8 protein-coding genes are annotated in these 17,045 nt (G+C 64.3%); all 8 read right to left on the reverse strand.

The window, feature by feature from the left end; all coding sequences use genetic code 11:
- Nucleotides 1-55: 55 nt before the first annotated feature.
- Nucleotides 56-1,810 carry a methyl-accepting chemotaxis protein gene (locus tag JEQ47_RS16365; protein ID WP_198877499.1) on the reverse strand — a complete coding sequence of 585 codons (1,755 nt, stop codon included), beginning with the start codon at nt 1,808-1,810 and terminating at the stop codon, nt 56-58.
- A gap of 277 nt (nt 1,811-2,087) precedes the next feature.
- A complete protein-coding gene (locus JEQ47_RS16370; protein ID WP_198877500.1) occupies nt 2,088-4,490 on the reverse strand; it encodes a methyl-accepting chemotaxis protein in 2,403 nt (800 codons plus the stop codon).
- Nucleotides 4,491-4,782: 292 nt separating this feature from the next.
- Nucleotides 4,783-6,852, reverse strand: a complete 2,070-nt coding sequence (locus JEQ47_RS16375; protein WP_328769373.1) for a methyl-accepting chemotaxis protein — start codon at nt 6,850-6,852, stop codon at nt 4,783-4,785.
- A gap of 154 nt (nt 6,853-7,006) precedes the next feature.
- Nucleotides 7,007-9,079 carry a methyl-accepting chemotaxis protein gene (locus JEQ47_RS16380; protein ID WP_236020923.1) on the reverse strand — a complete coding sequence of 691 codons (2,073 nt, stop codon included), beginning with the start codon at nt 9,077-9,079 and terminating at the stop codon, nt 7,007-7,009.
- 246 nt (nt 9,080-9,325) lie between these two features.
- Nucleotides 9,326-11,389, reverse strand: coding sequence for a methyl-accepting chemotaxis protein (locus JEQ47_RS16385; protein WP_236020924.1), 2,064 nt, complete (start codon nt 11,387-11,389; stop codon nt 9,326-9,328).
- 196 nt (nt 11,390-11,585) lie between these two features.
- Nucleotides 11,586-13,628, reverse strand: coding sequence for a methyl-accepting chemotaxis protein (locus tag JEQ47_RS16390; protein WP_198877501.1), 2,043 nt, complete (start codon nt 13,626-13,628; stop codon nt 11,586-11,588).
- 139 nt (nt 13,629-13,767) lie between these two features.
- Nucleotides 13,768-16,296, reverse strand: coding sequence for a methyl-accepting chemotaxis protein (locus JEQ47_RS20800; RefSeq protein WP_236020925.1), 2,529 nt, complete (start codon nt 16,294-16,296; stop codon nt 13,768-13,770).
- Nucleotides 16,297-16,550: 254 nt separating this feature from the next.
- On the reverse strand, nt 16,551-16,940 hold the full coding sequence (locus JEQ47_RS16400) for a response regulator (RefSeq protein ID WP_104892861.1): 390 nt from the start codon (nt 16,938-16,940) through the stop codon (nt 16,551-16,553).
- Nucleotides 16,941-17,045 lie beyond the last annotated feature (105 nt).

Raw genomic sequence — 17,045 nt, forward strand, 5'->3', positions numbered from 1 at the left:
AAAGGCCGCCACCCCCGGGGCGACGGCCTTTTGGCAGGATCGATCACCACTAAAACTAGAAAGCTTCCCATTCGCTCGATAGCGCTGCATTGCCACTACTGCGCGTCACCAGCCGTGGCCGCGAACCGGCCTGTGGCACCGAAGCCGGCTGACCCTTGCGGAACACGGCGACGATGCGGTCGAGTTCGCCCGCCTGCGCCTCGGTCTGCTCGATGGCTGCATTGGTCTCTTCCACCAATGCCGCATTGTGCTGGGTCATCTCGTCCATCTGCCGGACGGCGACGGTCACTTCCTCGAGCGCGCCGGATTGCTGCAGGTTTTCCCGCGCGATCTCGTCGATGAGGACGGCGCTTTCTTCGGCGCCGGCGAGGATGTCACTGAGGCCCTCGGCTGCCTTGCCCACGAGATGCGCTCCGCTCCGCACCTCGCCGGCACTGGCCTCGATCAGCGCCTTGACGTCCGAGGAAGCGCTGGCCGCGCTTTGCGCCAGGCGCCGCACCTCCACTGCCACCACCGCAAAGCCCTTTCCGGCATCGCCGGCGCGCGCCGCCTCGACCGAGGCGTTGAGCGCCAGCAGGTTGGTCTGGAAGGCAATGTCGTCGATCATGCCGATAATGTTGGAAATCTTGCCCGACGAGGCCTCGATGGCCGCCATGGCGGAAGTGGCCTCGGTCATCACGGCACCGCTCTCGGTGGCATTCTGCGAGACGAGGCGCGCCTTGCTGCTGGCGGTCGCCGCCCGCTTCGCATTGGCCGAGACCGCATGGGAAAGCTGTTCGACCGCCGCCGAGGTTTCCTCGATGGTGGCCGCCTGCCGCGTGGTGCGGCTCGACAGGTCATTGGCGCCCGAGAGGATTTCGGCCGTGGCGGTGCGCAATGTCCCGGCGGCGCCGGTCAATCCGTGGACAATGGTTTCGAGCTTGTCGAGCGTCAGGTTGAAGGCCTGCCGCAGCGCTTCGTACTGGCCGGTAAAGGCCATGTCGATGCGCCCGCCGAGATCGCCCTCCGCCATGCGCGCCAGACTCTGCGTCAGCTCGTTGAGAATGCCTTCGCAGCGCTTGCGCTCGGTGATGTCGGTCGCAAACTTGATGACTTTGACCGGCTTGCCTGATGCATCGAAGATCGGGTTGTAGCTGGCCTGGATCCAGATTTCCCTGCCGCCCTTGCCGAAGCGCTGGAACTCGGCCGCTTCATAGTGGCCCGCGCGCAACCGCTCCCAGAACTGCTGATAGTCCGCGGAGCGGGCATAGCCCGGCTCGCAGAACATGGAATGGTGCTTGCCCACGATATCGCTGAGGCCATAGCCGACTGTGGCGAGGAAATTCTCATTGGCCGAAATGATTGTGCCGTCGAGATTAAAGGCGATCACCGCCTGGACGCGCGAAATCGCTTCGATCTGGGCGGCATGATCGGCGGCCTGCTGCCGCTGCGTGGTAATGTCGGTGGCGAACTTGATGACCTTGACGGGCTTGCCGGAGCGGTCGAAGACCGGGCTGTAGCTGGCCTGGATCCAGACTTCCCTTCCACCCTTGGCAAAGCGCTGAAACGCGGCCGACTGAAACTTGCCCTGCCCCAGCTCGGCCCAGAAGGCGCGGTAGGCGGGGCTCGCCGCATAGGCCGGGTCGCAGAACATGGCGTGGTGCTTGCCGCGCACCTCATCGAGCCCATAGCCCATGGCACCGAGGAAATTCTCATTGGCCGTGATGATCGTGCCATCGAGTTCGAATTCGATCACCGCCTGGCTGCGGGTGATGGCATCCACCTTGGCCTGGTTGTCCCGACTGCCGTTGCCAAACGGAAAGCCCGCCATTTTCTGCCCCTGAATGAATGCCGCTGCTTCGGCGCTCCATCAGGCTGCGCCGGGACGGTTAAAGAATTCCATAGAGAGAGGATAAACATTTGCCGTATTAACAGGCATTCTTAGGAATTGATTTTCGCAACTCTGATGCAGTTTTCGCGGAACTACGGAAATATACCTACGTAATTTTACCAGGATATATTCTGATATACATACACAGAATATGAAAGGACTGCCGGTGATGACAAGTCACTGGCAGTCCCTGCTGCTGTTCTGCGGAATGCTTGGCCTAAAACTCGTTCCAGTCTGCCGAGAGGGCGGCGTTGCCCTGGGTGAGATAGGCCGAGGCAGCCTGTCGCAATTTCTGCACCGGGCGCGGAGCGGGAGCCGGACGCGCAGCTTCCGATGGAGCCCGCAGCTCGCTGCCATCGGTGCGGAATACCGCAACGATGCGGTCGAGCTCGCTGGCCTGTGCCTCGGTCTGCTCGATGGCGGCATTGGTCTCTTCCACCAGCGCCGCATTGTGCTGGGTCATCTCGTCCATCTGCCGCACGGCGACGGTCACTTCCTCGATGGCCGAGGCCTGTTCGCGGCTGTCGCGGGCGATGCCTTCCATGAGGCTCGAATTGGACTTGGCAGCTTCCAACATGGCGGCGAGCTTGGCGGCGGCTTCGGCCACGAGGCGCGTGCCCTCGCCCACCTCGCCCGACGACGTCTCGATCAGCGCCTTGACGTCGGACGAGGCGCTGGCGGCGCTCTGCGCCAGACGGCGCACTTCGACGGCCACCACGGCAAAGCCCTTGCCGGCATCCCCGGCCCGCGCCGCTTCCACCGAGGCGTTGAGCGCCAGCAGATTGGTCTGGAAGGCGATATCGTCGATCAGCCCGATGATATTGGAGATCTTGGCCGAGGAGGTGGTGATCCGCTCCATGGCCTCGGTCGCCTTGCCCATCACCACGCCGCCCTCTTCGGCCGTGTCGCTCACGGTCTGGGCAATGGCATTGGCGTCGCGGGCGCGATCGGCATTCTGCAGCACTGTGGTCGCCAGTTGCTCCATGGCCGCCGATGTCTCTTCGATGGTCGCGGCCTGCTTGGTGGTGCGCTCGGAAAGATCGTTGGTGCCTTCGAGGATTTCGCCGGTCGCCGTCTTGAGCGAGCGCGAGGTAGCCTTGAGGCCATTGACCACGTCCGAAAGCGTTTCGGCCACGGTATTGGTGCTGGTCTGCAATTGCGCGAAGCTTCCCTGGTAGGTGCCATGCATGCGCAGCGTCAGGTCCGTGCGGGCCAGCGCCTCGAGCACCTTGCCGGTCTCGGTGACACCCTGGTCGACGGTCTCGACCAGCGAATTGACGGAACCGGCCAGGCTGTTGAGCTCGGCATCGGGGAAGCTGGCATCGACACGCTTGGTGAAATCCCCGGAAATGGCGGCATCCACCACTTCGCCGAAGGCGAGCTGCAGGTCCTGCATCATCGCCTGGCGCGCCTGTTGGTCGGAGATGATGCGAGCCGCTTCGGCCTCGGTCATCTGGCTGATCCTGAGGCCGTTCTCGCGGAAGATCTCCACGGCGCGCGCCATGCCGCCGATTTCGTCGCGGCGATCGAGGCCGGGGACGGCGACATCATATTTGCCTTCGGCCAGCACACCCATGAGGTCGGTCATGCGGCGAATGGGCTTGGCGATGACCCCGGCACCCAGCCAGACCAGGCCCAGCACCACCACCAGCAGCACCGCGGCGGCCACCAGCGCCATGTTGCGCATCGAGTCGACGCCCGCATAGATGGTCGCGGTGGGCACGGTCATGACCATGGTCCACTGGTCGGCCACCCCGGCAAAGCTCAGCGGCGCAGTAACGACGAAGGTGTTGACCCCCAGTTCGTTGACATAGCTCATGCCGGTTTCCATCAGCGCCGTGTTGAGCAGCGCGCCCGAAATTTCCGGCGACAGCACCTGGCCGACCAGCGACGGATCGGGATTGGCGATCCAGGTCTCGGCATTGCTGACCAGCAGCACCGAGCCCACATCAAAGGGCCGCAACTGTCCGATCACCCCGCCGATCACGTCGAGGGTAAGGTCGGAGGTGACGATGCCCGCAGGCTTGCCATCCTTGTGCACGACCATGGCGATGCTGGTCAGCAGCGTGTCCTTGCCCTCGACCGCATAGGCATAGGGCGCGGTCAGCACGCCGCGATCCTCGCGCATGGGCAGGTGATACCAGTTCTCGTCATTGGCAGGCACCGACATGTCGAGCGCTTCGAGCGCCACCTTGCCGCCCGCCTGGGTGAAGTAGGGCACGAACCGGCCCTGCGCATCCGAATGGGGCTGGCCCCGATGGGCCGCATCGCTGCCCAGCACATCTGGCTCCAGCGCCACCGTCATGCCGACCACAGATGGCCGCGACTGCAGCGCACGAGTAACGGCTTCGGCGACGGCCTCGCGGCTGGCATTGGTGGCAACCAGGCCCTCGACAATGGCCGCGGTCGCCTGGGTATGGGCGATCACATTGCCCAACTGCCCGGTCGCGAGCTGGCTGTACTGTCCGAGCAGCGCCCGGGCCCGTTCCTCCGCCTCGGCACCGGCCGTCTGGTACATGAGATAAAGCCCCCCGGCGATGAGGCCGCCGGTGGCCAGGAGGAAGACAATGCCCGCTCCCAGCACCAGCTTGAGTTGGATGGACAGATCGCTCAGTTTCATCTTGCGCATGCTTCCAATAAAGCCGGTCCTTCTGGACAGGCCAAAACCCCGCGCTCGCCGTGCGCGCCAACGGTCCACCCCGAGGGGCGGAACAAAGGTCAAAATACGGGGGAATGACGCCCGCCCAAGCCACCGGCGCCGTTGCCGGGGTTCGTAAATTCAGGTCTGCGTCCAATCTGAGTTAAAGCAGAACAGCGTTAAGGCCCGGTAAAGCCAAAGAGTTCTCTGCTCAAATGCAGAAGGGGGCGCCCAGCGCCCCCTCCCGATACTCTTGTTCGTCCTTTTAAGGACTTCAGAATTCGTCCCAGTCGGCGGCGACAGCGGCATTGCCGTGGCTGAGATAGGCCTTGCTGGCCTTTTGGGCCGAACCGCGCGCCGGCGCGGCGGCGGGCCGGAGCTGCATCGGGGCGGCAGCCTCGGTCTCGTCGAGCGTGAAGATGTCGACTACGCTGTCGAGCTCACCCGCCTGCGCCTCGGTCTGCTCGATGGCGGCATTGGTTTGTTCCACCAGCGCCGCATTGTGCTGGGTCATTTCGTCGAGCGTGCGCACGGCGACGCTGACCTCGTCGATGGCCGCTGCCTGCGCCTTGCTGGCCTTGGCGATGGCCTGCATCAGCCCGGCATTTTCGGTGACCGCGCCCAGCATGTCGCGCAGTTGCGTGGCCGCGCTCGACACCAGTTGCGAGCCGCCCTGCACCTCACTGGCACTGGCTTCGATCAGCACCTTGACCTCGGACGAGGCCTGCGCCGCCGATTGGGCGAGCCGCCGCACTTCCACCGCGACCACCGCAAAGCCCTTGCCGGCATCGCCCGCCCGCGCCGCTTCCACCGAGGCGTTGAGGGCCAGCAGATTGGTCTGAAAAGCGATGTCGTCGATCATGCCGATGATGTTGGAAATCTTGGCCGAGGACTGCGTGATCCGCTCCATGGCGGCATTGGCCCGGTCCATGACCTCGCCGCTGCGCGCTGCGTCGGCCGAGACCGCATTGGCTGATGTATTGGCATCATCGGCCATGCGGGCATTTTCGGCCACGGTATTGGCCAATTGCTCCATGGCCGCCGAGGTTTCTTCGATGGTCGCCGCCTGCTTGGTGGTGCGCTCGGAAAGGTCGTTGGCACCCGAGAGGATTTCACCCGTCGCGGTTTTGAGGGCCCGCGAAGTCACGCGCAGCTTGCCGATCACGTCGCTGAGCTTCTCGGCCACCGCATTGGTGTCGCTCTTGAGCTTGGCGAAGGAGCCCTGATAGTCCCCTTTCATGCGCTGCGTGAGGTCTGCCTCGGCCAGGGCCGCCAGCACCGCCCCGGTTTCCCCCAGGCCGCGGTCGACGGTTTCGACGAGACTGTTGACGCTGCCCGCCAGGCTGTTGAGTTCGGCATCGGGGAATTGCGCATGCACGCGCTTGGAGAAGTCGCCGGCAATGGCGGCGTCAACCACCTCGCCGAAGGCCGCCTGCAGCGCCACCATCATGTCGGTGCGCTCGATGCGGCGGCGCTGGGACGCGGCGCGTTCTTCCTCGGTCATGGCGCTGACCTTGAGCCCGTTTTCGCGGAACACTTCCACGGCGCGCGCCATTTCGCCGATTTCGTTCTGCCGCCCGAGATAGGGCACTTCGGTTTCATAATCCCCGTCGGCAATGACCTTCATGGTCTTGGCCAGGCGCGGCACCGGCGCCATCAACGCCCGCGAGATGAAGAAGCCGGCAAGGCCAAGTACCAGCAGCGTGCCCAGATTGATGGCCATCAGCAGGCTGACCATGGCCGAGATAACGCCCTGGACCCCGTCCTTGTCGACGCCGACATAAAGGATGCCCACCGGCGCGCCGGCCATGTCGACGATCGGCTGGTAGCCGGTATAATAGGCGCGCCCGACAATAGTGGCCTCGCCATAATAGGGCTGGCCGGCCATGACCGATTCATAGGCCGTGCTGGTCGCGCCCAGGGTCGTGCCGGTGATGCGCTCGCCATCCTCGCCGACCAGGGTCGTGGTCATGCGCACGAAATCCTGCTGGGTGGCATCGAAGCCGAAAATGGTCGCGGACTCGCCGGTCAGACGCACGATGGAATCGACCAGGTCGTGATTGACGAACTGCCGAGGCATGGCAAAGGTCTTGATCTGTTCGAGCGATCCGTCCTCGCCCCACGTGACCTCGGCGCCCGGCAGGTTGCTGGCAAGGATCGTTGCCGCGGTCTTGAGGTTGGCGCGCTGCTGCTCTTCGGCCTGCAGGCGCAATGTGCCGCTGAGATTGTAGTAGATCGCCGCCGAGACAGCCATCACCGAGATCAGGATGGCCACGATGACCATCGTCGCGATGGCCGTGGTGAGACGGATATTGCCAAAGAAGCGTTTTATTGAGCCGACCACAGATCAGACCCCCATTGCGTCGCCCAGCTCCCCCACGGAACGGCGACAGTCTTAGGAGAAATCCTAATCCGATCGGATTAACCGAGTATTATCCATCGAAAATGACTGCGGCCTGCTTATGCAGGCCGCATATTATTTGGGCAGGGAGAAAGACTTAGAATTCGTCCCAATCGGCCGACACCGCCGCATTGCCCTGGGTGAGATAGGTCTTTGCTGCCTTTGGCGCCGACCTGGAGACCGGAGCAGGGGCGGGGCGACGCATCGTGGACTGGGCCGGTACCTCGCTCGCTGCATTGGCCACGGCGAAGATGTCGACGATCCGGTCGAGCTCGCTGGCCTGGGCCTCGGTCTGCTCGATGGCGGCATTGGTTTCTTCCACCAGCGCCGCATTGTGCTGGGTCATCTCGTCCATGGTGCGCACCGCCGAGCTGACTTCCTCGATGGAAGTGGCCTGTTCGGCGCTGTCGCGGGCAATGGCTTCGAGCGACTGAGTATTCTCGCGAATGGCTTCGAGCATGCTGGCCAGCTTGCCGGCGGCTTCGCCCACGAGCTTGGAGCCATTCGTCACTTCGCCGCTCGACTGCTCGATCAGCGCCTTGACGTCGGACGATGCGCTGGCGGCGCTCTGCGCCAGGCGCCGCACTTCCACGGCCACCACGGCAAAGCCCTTGCCGGCATCGCCGGCCCGCGCCGCTTCCACCGAGGCATTGAGCGCCAAGAGGTTGGTCTGGAAGGCGATGTCGTCGATCAGCCCGATAATGTTGGAGATCTTGGCCGAAGAGGCGGTGATCCGCTCCATGGCGTCATTGGCGGCATCCATGACGCGTCCGCCCTCTTCGGCCGTGTTGGTGACGCGCGAGGCACAGGCGCTCGCATTCTTGGCGCGCTCGGCATTGGCGAGCACGGTGGAGGCCAGTTGTTCCATGGCCGCCGAGGTTTCCTCGATGGTCGCCGCCTGCTTGGTGGTGCGCTCGGAAAGATCGTTGGCGCCCGAAAGCATTTCGCCGGTGGCGGTCTTGAGCGAACCCGAAGTGTGGCGCAACTGCATGACCACGTCGGTCAGCTTGTCGCCCACCGCATTGATGTCGGATTTGAGCTTGGCAAAGGCGCCCTGATAGTCGCCCTCCATGCGACGCGTCAGATCGGCTTCGGCCATGGCGCCCAGCACTTCGCCCACTTCGGCGACGCTGCGATCAAAGGTCTCGACCAGGTTGTTGACGCTGGAGGCGAGGCCATTGAGTTCCGCATCGGGGAAGGCGGCGGTGACGCGCTGGGTGAAATCGCCGGCAATGGCGGCATCCACCACCTCACCGAAGGCACCCTGCAGCTCGCTCATCATCTGGCGGCGCTTTTCCTCGTCAGCGATGATGCGGGCGGCTTCCGCCTCGGTCATCTGGCTGACGCGCAGGCCGTTTTCGCGGAACACTTCCACGGCGCGGGCCATGGCGCCCACTTCATTGCCCTGGCTCGTATAGGGAACATCGACCTCGTAATTGCCCTGGGCGACCACATCCATGGTCCGCGCCAGCGCCGGGATCGGCCTCGTGATGAGGCGCGAGGTGACAAAGCCCAAGAGGCTGAAGCCGACAATGGCGGCACCGCCGACCATGGCGATCAGACCCAGCACGCCAGTGGCCTGGGCCTCGACATTGGCCATGGGTGTGCCGGCCATGATGGCACCCATCACCTCGCCGCTGGTCTTGGAGATCGGCTGCAGCGCCGCGTAATACTTGACGCCGTCGAGCATGACCTCGCCGAGTACCATCTCGCCGGCATTGAGCTTGGCAACCATGTCGCTGGCGGCCGGCAGGATGCCACCCACGGCACGGGCGCCATCGGGCAGCACCAGGCTCGTGGTCTTGGCCACCATGTCGCCGGTGGCCGTATCGGTCACGTAGATGGCGGCGTCCTGCTTGGTGACGCGGGTGACCGAGTCGATGACTTCGGTATCGTAGAAGGGAGGAATGGCCCAGCTCTGGAAGGAGGCGATGGCGCCTTCCTCGTTCCAGGTCAGCACCGAGCCGGAAATGCGGCGCTCGAGAATGGTGGCGGCGACGCCCAGATTGGTCTCCTGCTGCACCCGGCTCTCGGCCATGGATTGACTATGCAGGTTCAGATAGATCGCGCCCGATACGGCGGCGATGGATCCGACAATCGACAACATGACGAGCATCATGATGCTGGTCGTCATGCGCACATTTCCCAAAGCGCGCGCAATCAGTTTCATAGCGTCTCTCCCCCACGCGGACCCGGAAGGCGTCGGTGACGTCCCGGATCGGCTGAATCGGCCAAAACGCTATGGGATATTATTTACTGAAAACTGTACGGATTTCCCCGGAATCGATTTCACAGCCTGTTCACCAGGAAAAAGAGACAAATTTGTCCAGACAAGTGCCCTGTCTTTGCTTTTTTTGCGCGCCGGGCGTGGGGCCGCGGCGCGCAGGGATGGTGATTCTCTCGCGGTCGCCCGGCCTCAGAACTCGCTCCAGTCGGCGTCGAGGGCAGCATTGCCGCGCGCCAGATAGGCGCGTCCCGCCGTCCTGACGCGGTCATTGGCGACAGCGCGGCTGGGAGAGACTGCCGCCTCCTGCGGCGTGACGGTGAAGACATCGACGATCCGGTCGAGCTGGCTCGCCTGCGCCTCGGTCTGTTCGATGGCGGCATTCATCTCCTCGACCAGCGCCGCATTGTGCTGGGTCATTTCGTCCATGGTGCGCACCGCCGTCGTCACTTCGTCGATGGCGGCGGCCTGCTGGCGGCTCTCCTGGGCGATCGAGTGCATCAGCCCGTTGGAGGTGCGCGCCGCCTCGAGAATGGCGGTGAGCTTGGCCGCAGCATCGGCCACGAGGCGCGATCCGCCCTTCACCTCCGAGGCGCTCTGCTCGACCAGCGTCTTGACGTCAGATGAGGCCTGCGCCGCCGATTGAGCCAGTCGCCGCACTTCCACCGCCACCACGGCAAAGCCCTTGCCCGCCTCGCCGGCCCGCGCCGCCTCGACCGAGGCGTTGAGGGCAAGAAGGTTGGTCTGGAAGGCGATGTCGTCGATCATGCCGATAATGTTGGAGATCTTGCCCGAGGAGGTGGTGATCCGCTCCATGGCATCGGTGGCCGCTTCCATGACCTGGCCGCCCTCTTCGGCGGTGCGCGTGACGAGACCTGCACTGCTGCTCGCCTCCTGGGCGCGTCCGGCATTGGTCATCACGGTGGAGGCGAGCTGCTCCATGGCCGCCGACGTCTCTTCGATGGTGGCTGCCTGCTTGGTGGTACGCTCGGAGAGGTCGTTGGCGCCCGAGAGGATTTCGCCCGTCGCGGTCTTGAGCGTACCCGAGGTGGCGCGTAACTGCCCGACAACGTCGCTCAGCTTGTCGGCCACTGCATTGGTATCGTCCTTGAGCTGGGCCAGCGCACCCTCATAGTCGCCCTCCATCCGGCGGGTGAGGTCGGTATTGGCCAGCGCCGCGAGCACCGAGCCCACTTCGGTGACGCCACGGTCGACCGTCGAGACCAGGTTGTTGACGCTGGAGGCCAGCGCATTGAGCTCCTCGTCCGGAAACTGGGTGCCGACGCGGCGGCCGAAATCGCCGGCCACGGCCGCGTCCACCACGTCGCCGAAGGCAGCCTGCAACTCGCGCATCATCTGGCGGCGCTTGTCCTCGTCGGCCAGGATGCGCGCGGCTTCCGCCTCGGTCATCTCGCTCACCCGCAAGCCGTTCTCGCGGAACACTTCCACGGCCCGCGCCATGCCGCCGACTTCGTTGCCCAGCGTGCGATAGGGCACGTCGGTCTCGAACTCACCCTCGGCAATGGCGTCCATGGCCCGGGCGATGCGCGGGATCGGCCGGGTGATAGCCAGGCTGACGAGGTAGCCCAGCACCGCCAGCACCAGCGTCGTGCCCAGCCCGATGGCCAGCAGCAGAACCATGGTCTGGCTCACCTGCTGCTCGATGCGGGCCACCGGCTCGCCGACGAATAGCGCGCCGGCCAGCGCCCCGTCCTCGCGCAGCACCGGGAAGTAAGCCGAGTAGTAATTGACCCCGGCAAGGCTCTCTTCGCCGAACCAGCCCTGCCCGGCGCCGAGCGCCGCCATGACCGCGCCATCGGGGTCGATGACGCTGTCCTTGAGGCTCTCACCGGTATCGGTCGCCAGCGTGGTCGTGTTGTTGACCAGCGCGCCGCTATCCTTGTCGGTGATGTAGATGGCGGTCTCGGCGCCGATGACACGGCTGATGCCGTCCACCAGTTCGGTATCGAAGAAGGGCAGCAGCGCCCAGCCCTTGACCTGGCTCATGGCGCCATCCTCGGTCCATTCCACCACCGTGCCGCCCTTCATATTGGTGGCGGCGGCAAAGATGGTTGCAGCGGTTTTGAGGTTGGTCTCCTGCCGATCCCGCCCTTGCTGCATCATGGTGGAGGAGAAGCTGAGATAGATGCCCAAGACCACGACGCCGATCGACACCATGATCGCCGCCATGACGAGGCCCGATATCTGAAGCCTGAGGCTCAGCCGCCCAAAGAATTTCCCGATAAACCCGACCATGCCCGTCCCCCGAAGCAATCCAGCGTGGGAGCAAGCATGGGGTCGCAAATTTAATCAAGTATTACAATGATTTAGTCAAGGTGCATTTTCATTTTGAGGGGCTGGAAGTGTAAATTCCGCTCTCAAAACGCGCCGGCCTGAGCCGCTTTCACATTTTTATCGCCTGAATGCGAAAAGCCGTCCGCGATCCCCAGCGTCAGAATTCGCTCCAGTCGGTCTTGAGGGCGGCATTGCCGCGGCTGAGATAGGCCCGGCCGGCAGAGCGCACATCCGGCGCCGCGGGGCGGCTCGATGCCTGCGGCCGGCTCTCCTCGATGCGGAAAATATCGACAATGCCGTCGAGCTGAGTGGCCTGCGCCTCGGTCTGTTCGATGGCGGCATTCATCTCCTCGACCAGCGCGGCATTGTGCTGGGTCATCTCGTCCATCTGGCGCACCGCGGCATTGACCTCCTCGATGGAGGACGCCTGTTCGCGGCTGTCGGTGGCGATGGAATGCATCAGAGTGTTCGACGCCCGGGCGGCATCGAGAATGGCGCCGAGCTTGGCCGCGGCATCCGCCACGAGCCGCGATCCGCCACGCACTTCCTCGGCGCTCTGCTCGATCAGCAGTTTCACGTCCGACGAGGCCTGGGCCGCGCTCTGGGCGAGGCGCCGCACTTCCACGGCCACCACGGCAAATCCCTTGCCGGCCTCACCGGCTCGTGCCGCCTCGACCGAGGCATTGAGCGCCAAGAGGTTGGTCTGGAAGGCGATGTCGTCGATCATGCCAATGATGTTGGAGATCTTGCCCGAGGAGGTGGTGATCTTCTCCATGGCTCCAGTGGCCGCGTCCATCACCTGGCCCCCTTCCTCGGCGGTACGGGTGACAAGGCTGGCGCTGCTGCTCGCTTCCTGGGCGCGCCCGGCATTGGTCAGGACGGTAGAGGCCAATTGTTCCATGGCCGCCGAGGTCTCTTCGATCGTCGCGGCCTGCTTGGTGGTGCGCTCGGACAGGTCGTTGGCGCCCGAGAGAATTTCGCTGGTGGCAGTCTTGAGCGTGCCGGAGGTGGCGCGCAACTGCCCAACGACTTCGCTCAGCTTGTCGGCCACCGCATTGGTGTCACTCTTGAGCTGGGCCAGCGCCCCTTCATAGTCGCCCTCCATGCGGCGGGTCAGGTCGGTATGGGCCAGGGCGCCAAGCACGGAGCCGACTTCGGCAATGCCGCGATCGACGGTCGAGACCAGGTTATTGATGCTGCCCGAAAGCGCATTGAGCTCGGGATCAGGGAATTCCACCATGACGCGACGGCCGAAATCGCCGGCCACGGCGGCATCGACCACGGCGCCGAAGGCGTCCTGCAGCTCCACCATCATCTGCTGGCGTGCTTCGCGATCGGCGATGATTCGCGCCGCTTCCGCCTCGGTCATCTGGCTGACGCGCTGTCCGTTTTCGCGGAACACTTCCACGGCCCGGGCCATGGCGCCGATTTCATTGCCGCGATCGACAAAGGGGACGGCCACATCGTAGTCGCCGGCGGCGATGGCATCCATGGTGCCGGCCAGTTTCGGGATCGGCCGCGTGAGGAGGCGCGACATCAGGAGGCCGATGGCGCTCATCACCAGCAGCAGCGCGCCGGCCATGGCGGCGAGGCCCGGCAATGCCGCATTGGCGGCGGCGTCGGCCAGCGCCGCGTCCTTGCCGACCCAGAAGGCGCCCAGGAGCGTGCCGTCGAGCTTGAAGATCGGATAGGCGGCGGCATTGAAGGTGCTGCCCTCGATGCTCATTTCGCCCTGGAACATCTGCCCGGCGGCCAGCGCCACGGCGGCGGGACTGGCCGGATCGAGCACGAAATCGACGACCCGCTCGCCCTCCGCCGTTTCGAAACTGCTGGACTTGGCGATGAACTGCCCGGCCTCGTCGCGGCCGAAGATCACGGTTTCGCCGCCGGTGACCCGCGTCACCGAATCCACCGCGCCGGTGTCGTAAAAATTGGGGATCGAATAGGTGGTGAAGCTGACAATGCTGCCATCCTCTTCCGACCAGGTCAGCACCGAGCCGTTGAGCCGCCGTTCATAGACGGTTGCCGCGGTCTTGAGGTCGGCATCCTGCTGGGCGACAGCCTGGCCAACCGCCTGACCGCGCAGGCTGAGATAGGTGCTGGTGCTATAGGCCAGGATGGTGACGCCGATGCTGATCAGCAGCAGCACCGCAATGGCCGTGGTCAGCCGCACATGGCGCAGGCCGGCAAAAATTGTCATCTGTCCCCTCCAGAATAGCACCGGAACTCCTCAATCCCGGCGACCGACGCTAGCCCCGTTCGGCTTAACGCTTGGTTGATCTTGTATGGTAGTCGGCGTGGCAAGCAAAAGGGCGCCTCCGGGGCGCCCTTGAACTCGCCTAGAATTCGCTCCAGTCGGTATCGACCGCGGCATTGCCCTTGGTGAGATACGACTTGGCAGCGGCCCCGAGCTTCTGCTGCAACCCGCGCGCGCCCTGCGCGATGGCCTGTACCGGGCTCGGCGCTGCTGCTGCCGCGTTGCGGGGCGCCGGCGCCATGCGCTGTTCGAGGGCGAAGATGTCGACGATACGGTCGAGCTGGGTCGCCTGGGCTTCGGTCTGCTCGATCGAGGCGTTCATTTCCTCGACCAGCGCCGCATTGTGCTGGGTCATCTCGTCCATGGTGCGGACGGCGGTGTTGACCTCGTCGATCGACGAGGCCTGCTCGCGGCTTTCGCGGGCGATATTGTTCATCAGCTCGCTCGAGGAGCGGGCCGAGGTGAGGATCTGTTCGAGGCGACCCGCGGCGTCCGCCACGAGCTTGGAGCCGCCCTTGACCTCGTTGGCGCTCTGCTCGATCAGCGCCTTGACGTCGCTCGACGCCTGGGCCGCGCTCTGGGCAAGGCGCCGCACTTCCACGGCGACTACCGCAAAACCTTTGCCCGCTTCCCCGGCACGCGCCGCTTCCACCGAAGCGTTGAGCGCCAGGAGATTGGTCTGGAAGGCGATGTCGTCGATGAGCCCGATGATGTTGGAGATCTTGGCCGAGGACTGGGTGATGCGTTCCATCGCCTCGGTGGCCTTGCCCATGACCTGACCGCCTTCTTCGGCGGTATGGGTCACGCCTGTCGCCACCGTCGAGGCTTCCTTGGCGCGCTCGGCATTCTGCAGCACGGTGGAAGCAAGCTGCTCCATGGCCGCCGAGGTTTCCTCGATGGTCGCGGCCTGGCGCGTCGTGCGCTCGGAAAGATCGTTGGCGCCCGAAAGGATTTCGCCGGTCGCGGTCTTGAGCGTGCGCGAGGTGTCGCGCAACTGGCCCACGATATCGGTCAGCTTGTCGGCCACCGCATTGGTATCGGCCTTGAGGCGGGCAAAGGCCCCCTGATAGTCGCCCTGCATGCGCTGGGTGAGATCGGTATTGGCGAGCGAGGACAGCACGGCGCCGGTTTCACCGAGGCCACGATCCACCGTTTCGACCAGACCATTGACCGAACGGGCCAGGGTATTGAGCTCGTCATCGGGGAATTCGGCGGTAACGCGGCGCGAGAAATCGCCGGCAATGGCCGCATCCACCACTTGTCCGAAGGCGCGCTGCAGATCCTGCATCATGGCGGCGCGTTCGGCCTGGTTGGCGATAATGCGCGCGGCTTCCGCCTCGGTCATCTCGTTGACCTTGAGCGCATTCTCGCGGAACACTTCCACGGCACGGGCCATGGCGCCGATTTCGTCGGCACGGCGGGCTCCCTTGACCTCGACATCGAGGTCGCCATCGGCCAGCGCTTCCATCGTGCCGGTGAGGCGGCTGATCGGTTTGCTGATCGAGCGGGCAAAGAAGAAGCCCACAATGGCGGCGATGGCGAGCAGAATGCCACCGACCAGAATGGTCATGTTGCGCATCTCGACGACGGCAGCATAGGCCTCGTCCTGGGGCTGCACGGCGGCCACGGCCCAGTTGACGCCATGGACACTGACCGGCTGGGCCCGCACCACCATGGGCGCGCCGCGATAATCGGTGCTGATACCTTCCTCGGCGGCGCCGGCAAAGGCGCTGGTAATGGCGGGAGAGGTCAGCGGGGTGACGAGGACATCCGCGGCCTCGGTGCGCGGCGATTCACTTCGCAGCAGCCCATCGGCGCCCACGACCACAACTTCACCGGTGAGCCCGAGGCCCGACAGGCTCGACACGCGGGCGCTGAGCGTCGCCGGCGAAATTGCCAGCACCATGACGCCGGTATTTTCTTCCTTGTCATAGACCGGCATGGCCATGAAGCTTTCCGGCGTGCCGGTCGGTCCATAAAGCGAGAAATCCACAAAGGTCGCCTGGCCGTCCGGCAGGTCCTTGGCGGCGGCAAAGGCCAGGCCGAGGCCGGAGGCGGCGGCCGTCGCGTCGGTCAGCACGTTGGAAACGAAGTCGGTATTCTTGGCCACCGAATAGACCACGTCGCCGGCGGCGCTGATCAGCAGCACGTCGGAATAGGCCCGTTCCTGCATCAGCGTGCGGAAGCCGGGGTGGAAGCGCTTGTGCGGCGCGTCATAGGTCGCGCCCTTGGCGCCGACGCTGTCGACCGAAGCGCGATTTTCCGGATCGGGGTTCTCGGTGACATAGGCGGCCTGCAATTGCGGCGCCGCGCGTTCCTTGAGGCCCATGCGCAGCTCGTCGAGGGCGCGCGTCAGGTTCTTCATGGCCGTGACGGTGTCGGAGCGCTGCACGAAAAGCCTGAGGTCCACTTCCGCGCTGGTGAAGTAATCGCCCACCAGCGAGCTCGCCGTGGTCAGCGAGGCCTGCATCGACTGGTTGCGCTGCTCCTGCACCGTACCAAGGCCGATAAGGTAGCTGGCAATGCCCACGCCGGCGCTGACCACCAGGGCCGAACCCACCAGCGCCAGGGGCAGCTTCTGGGCGATCTTGAGCTGCGGAATGAACTTCATGAAATGTCGTCTCCCCAAAACCGGCCGCTCCCTCCCGCGTCCCCGCCCGAAAAGGGGTGTGACGCAGGCAGCCGTGGCGCGACGCGGCGCGCTAGTCATGGAAACGATATAGGAGGGGGCTTAATCACTTCTTACGGATAATTGCCGATGGCCCAATTTTTAGGCAGTCGCGATCACGATCGACAGTATCGGTGCCGCAAATGACAATGCCCCCGCCTCAGGGCAGGGGCATGGATCAGACTATCGCCATGCGATCAGGTCAGCGCGCCAATCACCGCCTCGATGCGCTTCTTCATGGTCGAGGCGTCGAATGGCTTGATGATGTAATTGTTGACGCCGAAGGAGATGGCTTCCTTGACCTGCTCCTTGTCCGAGCGGCCGGTGGCCATGATGAAGGGCATGGCCTGGGTGCGCGGATGCTTGCGGATCACCTTGAGCAGGGTGAGACCGTCGATGTCTTCCATGTTCCAGTCGGAAATGATCAGGTCGACATTGCTCTTTTCGAGCTTGCCCAGGGCGTCGCGCCCGGACTTTGCCTCGATGATGTCCTTGAAGCCGAGCTGGGTCAGGATGTACTTACAAATCCCGCGCATGGACTGCTGGTCATCCACAATCAGGACGCTGACAGCGCTTGCTTTTGGCATGGTCGTTCTTACCTCTACGCGCCTTCGGCCTTCGGGCCGCACTTGTCGCCGACTCTAGGGTCCAAGCGTTACAATTCCCTCAATCGCCGCCTTGGCATTGTCGCG

The sequence above is a fragment of the Devosia sediminis genome (genome assembly GCF_016411825.1).
GTDB classification, from domain to species: Bacteria; Pseudomonadota; Alphaproteobacteria; order Rhizobiales; family Devosiaceae; genus Devosia; species Devosia sediminis.

What these genes read in the sequence shown, in the direction of transcription:
- JEQ47_RS16365 (WP_198877499.1), bottom strand. Translation starts at nt 1,810, where the DNA reads ATGGCGGGCTTTCCGTTTGGCAACGGCAGTCGGGACAACCAGGCCAAG.
- JEQ47_RS16385 (WP_236020924.1), bottom strand. Translation starts at nt 11,389, where the DNA reads ATGGTCGGGTTTATCGGGAAATTCTTTGGGCGGCTGAGCCTCAGGCTT.
- JEQ47_RS16370 (WP_198877500.1), bottom strand. Translation starts at nt 4,490, where the DNA reads ATGAAACTGAGCGATCTGTCCATCCAACTCAAGCTGGTGCTGGGAGCG.
- JEQ47_RS16400 (WP_104892861.1), bottom strand. Translation starts at nt 16,940, where the DNA reads ATGCCAAAAGCAAGCGCTGTCAGCGTCCTGATTGTGGATGACCAGCAG.
- JEQ47_RS16390 (WP_198877501.1), bottom strand. Translation starts at nt 13,628, where the DNA reads ATGACAATTTTTGCCGGCCTGCGCCATGTGCGGCTGACCACGGCCATT.
- JEQ47_RS20800 (WP_236020925.1), bottom strand. Translation starts at nt 16,296, where the DNA reads ATGAAGTTCATTCCGCAGCTCAAGATCGCCCAGAAGCTGCCCCTGGCG.
- JEQ47_RS16380 (WP_236020923.1), bottom strand. Translation starts at nt 9,079, where the DNA reads ATGAAACTGATTGCGCGCGCTTTGGGAAATGTGCGCATGACGACCAGC.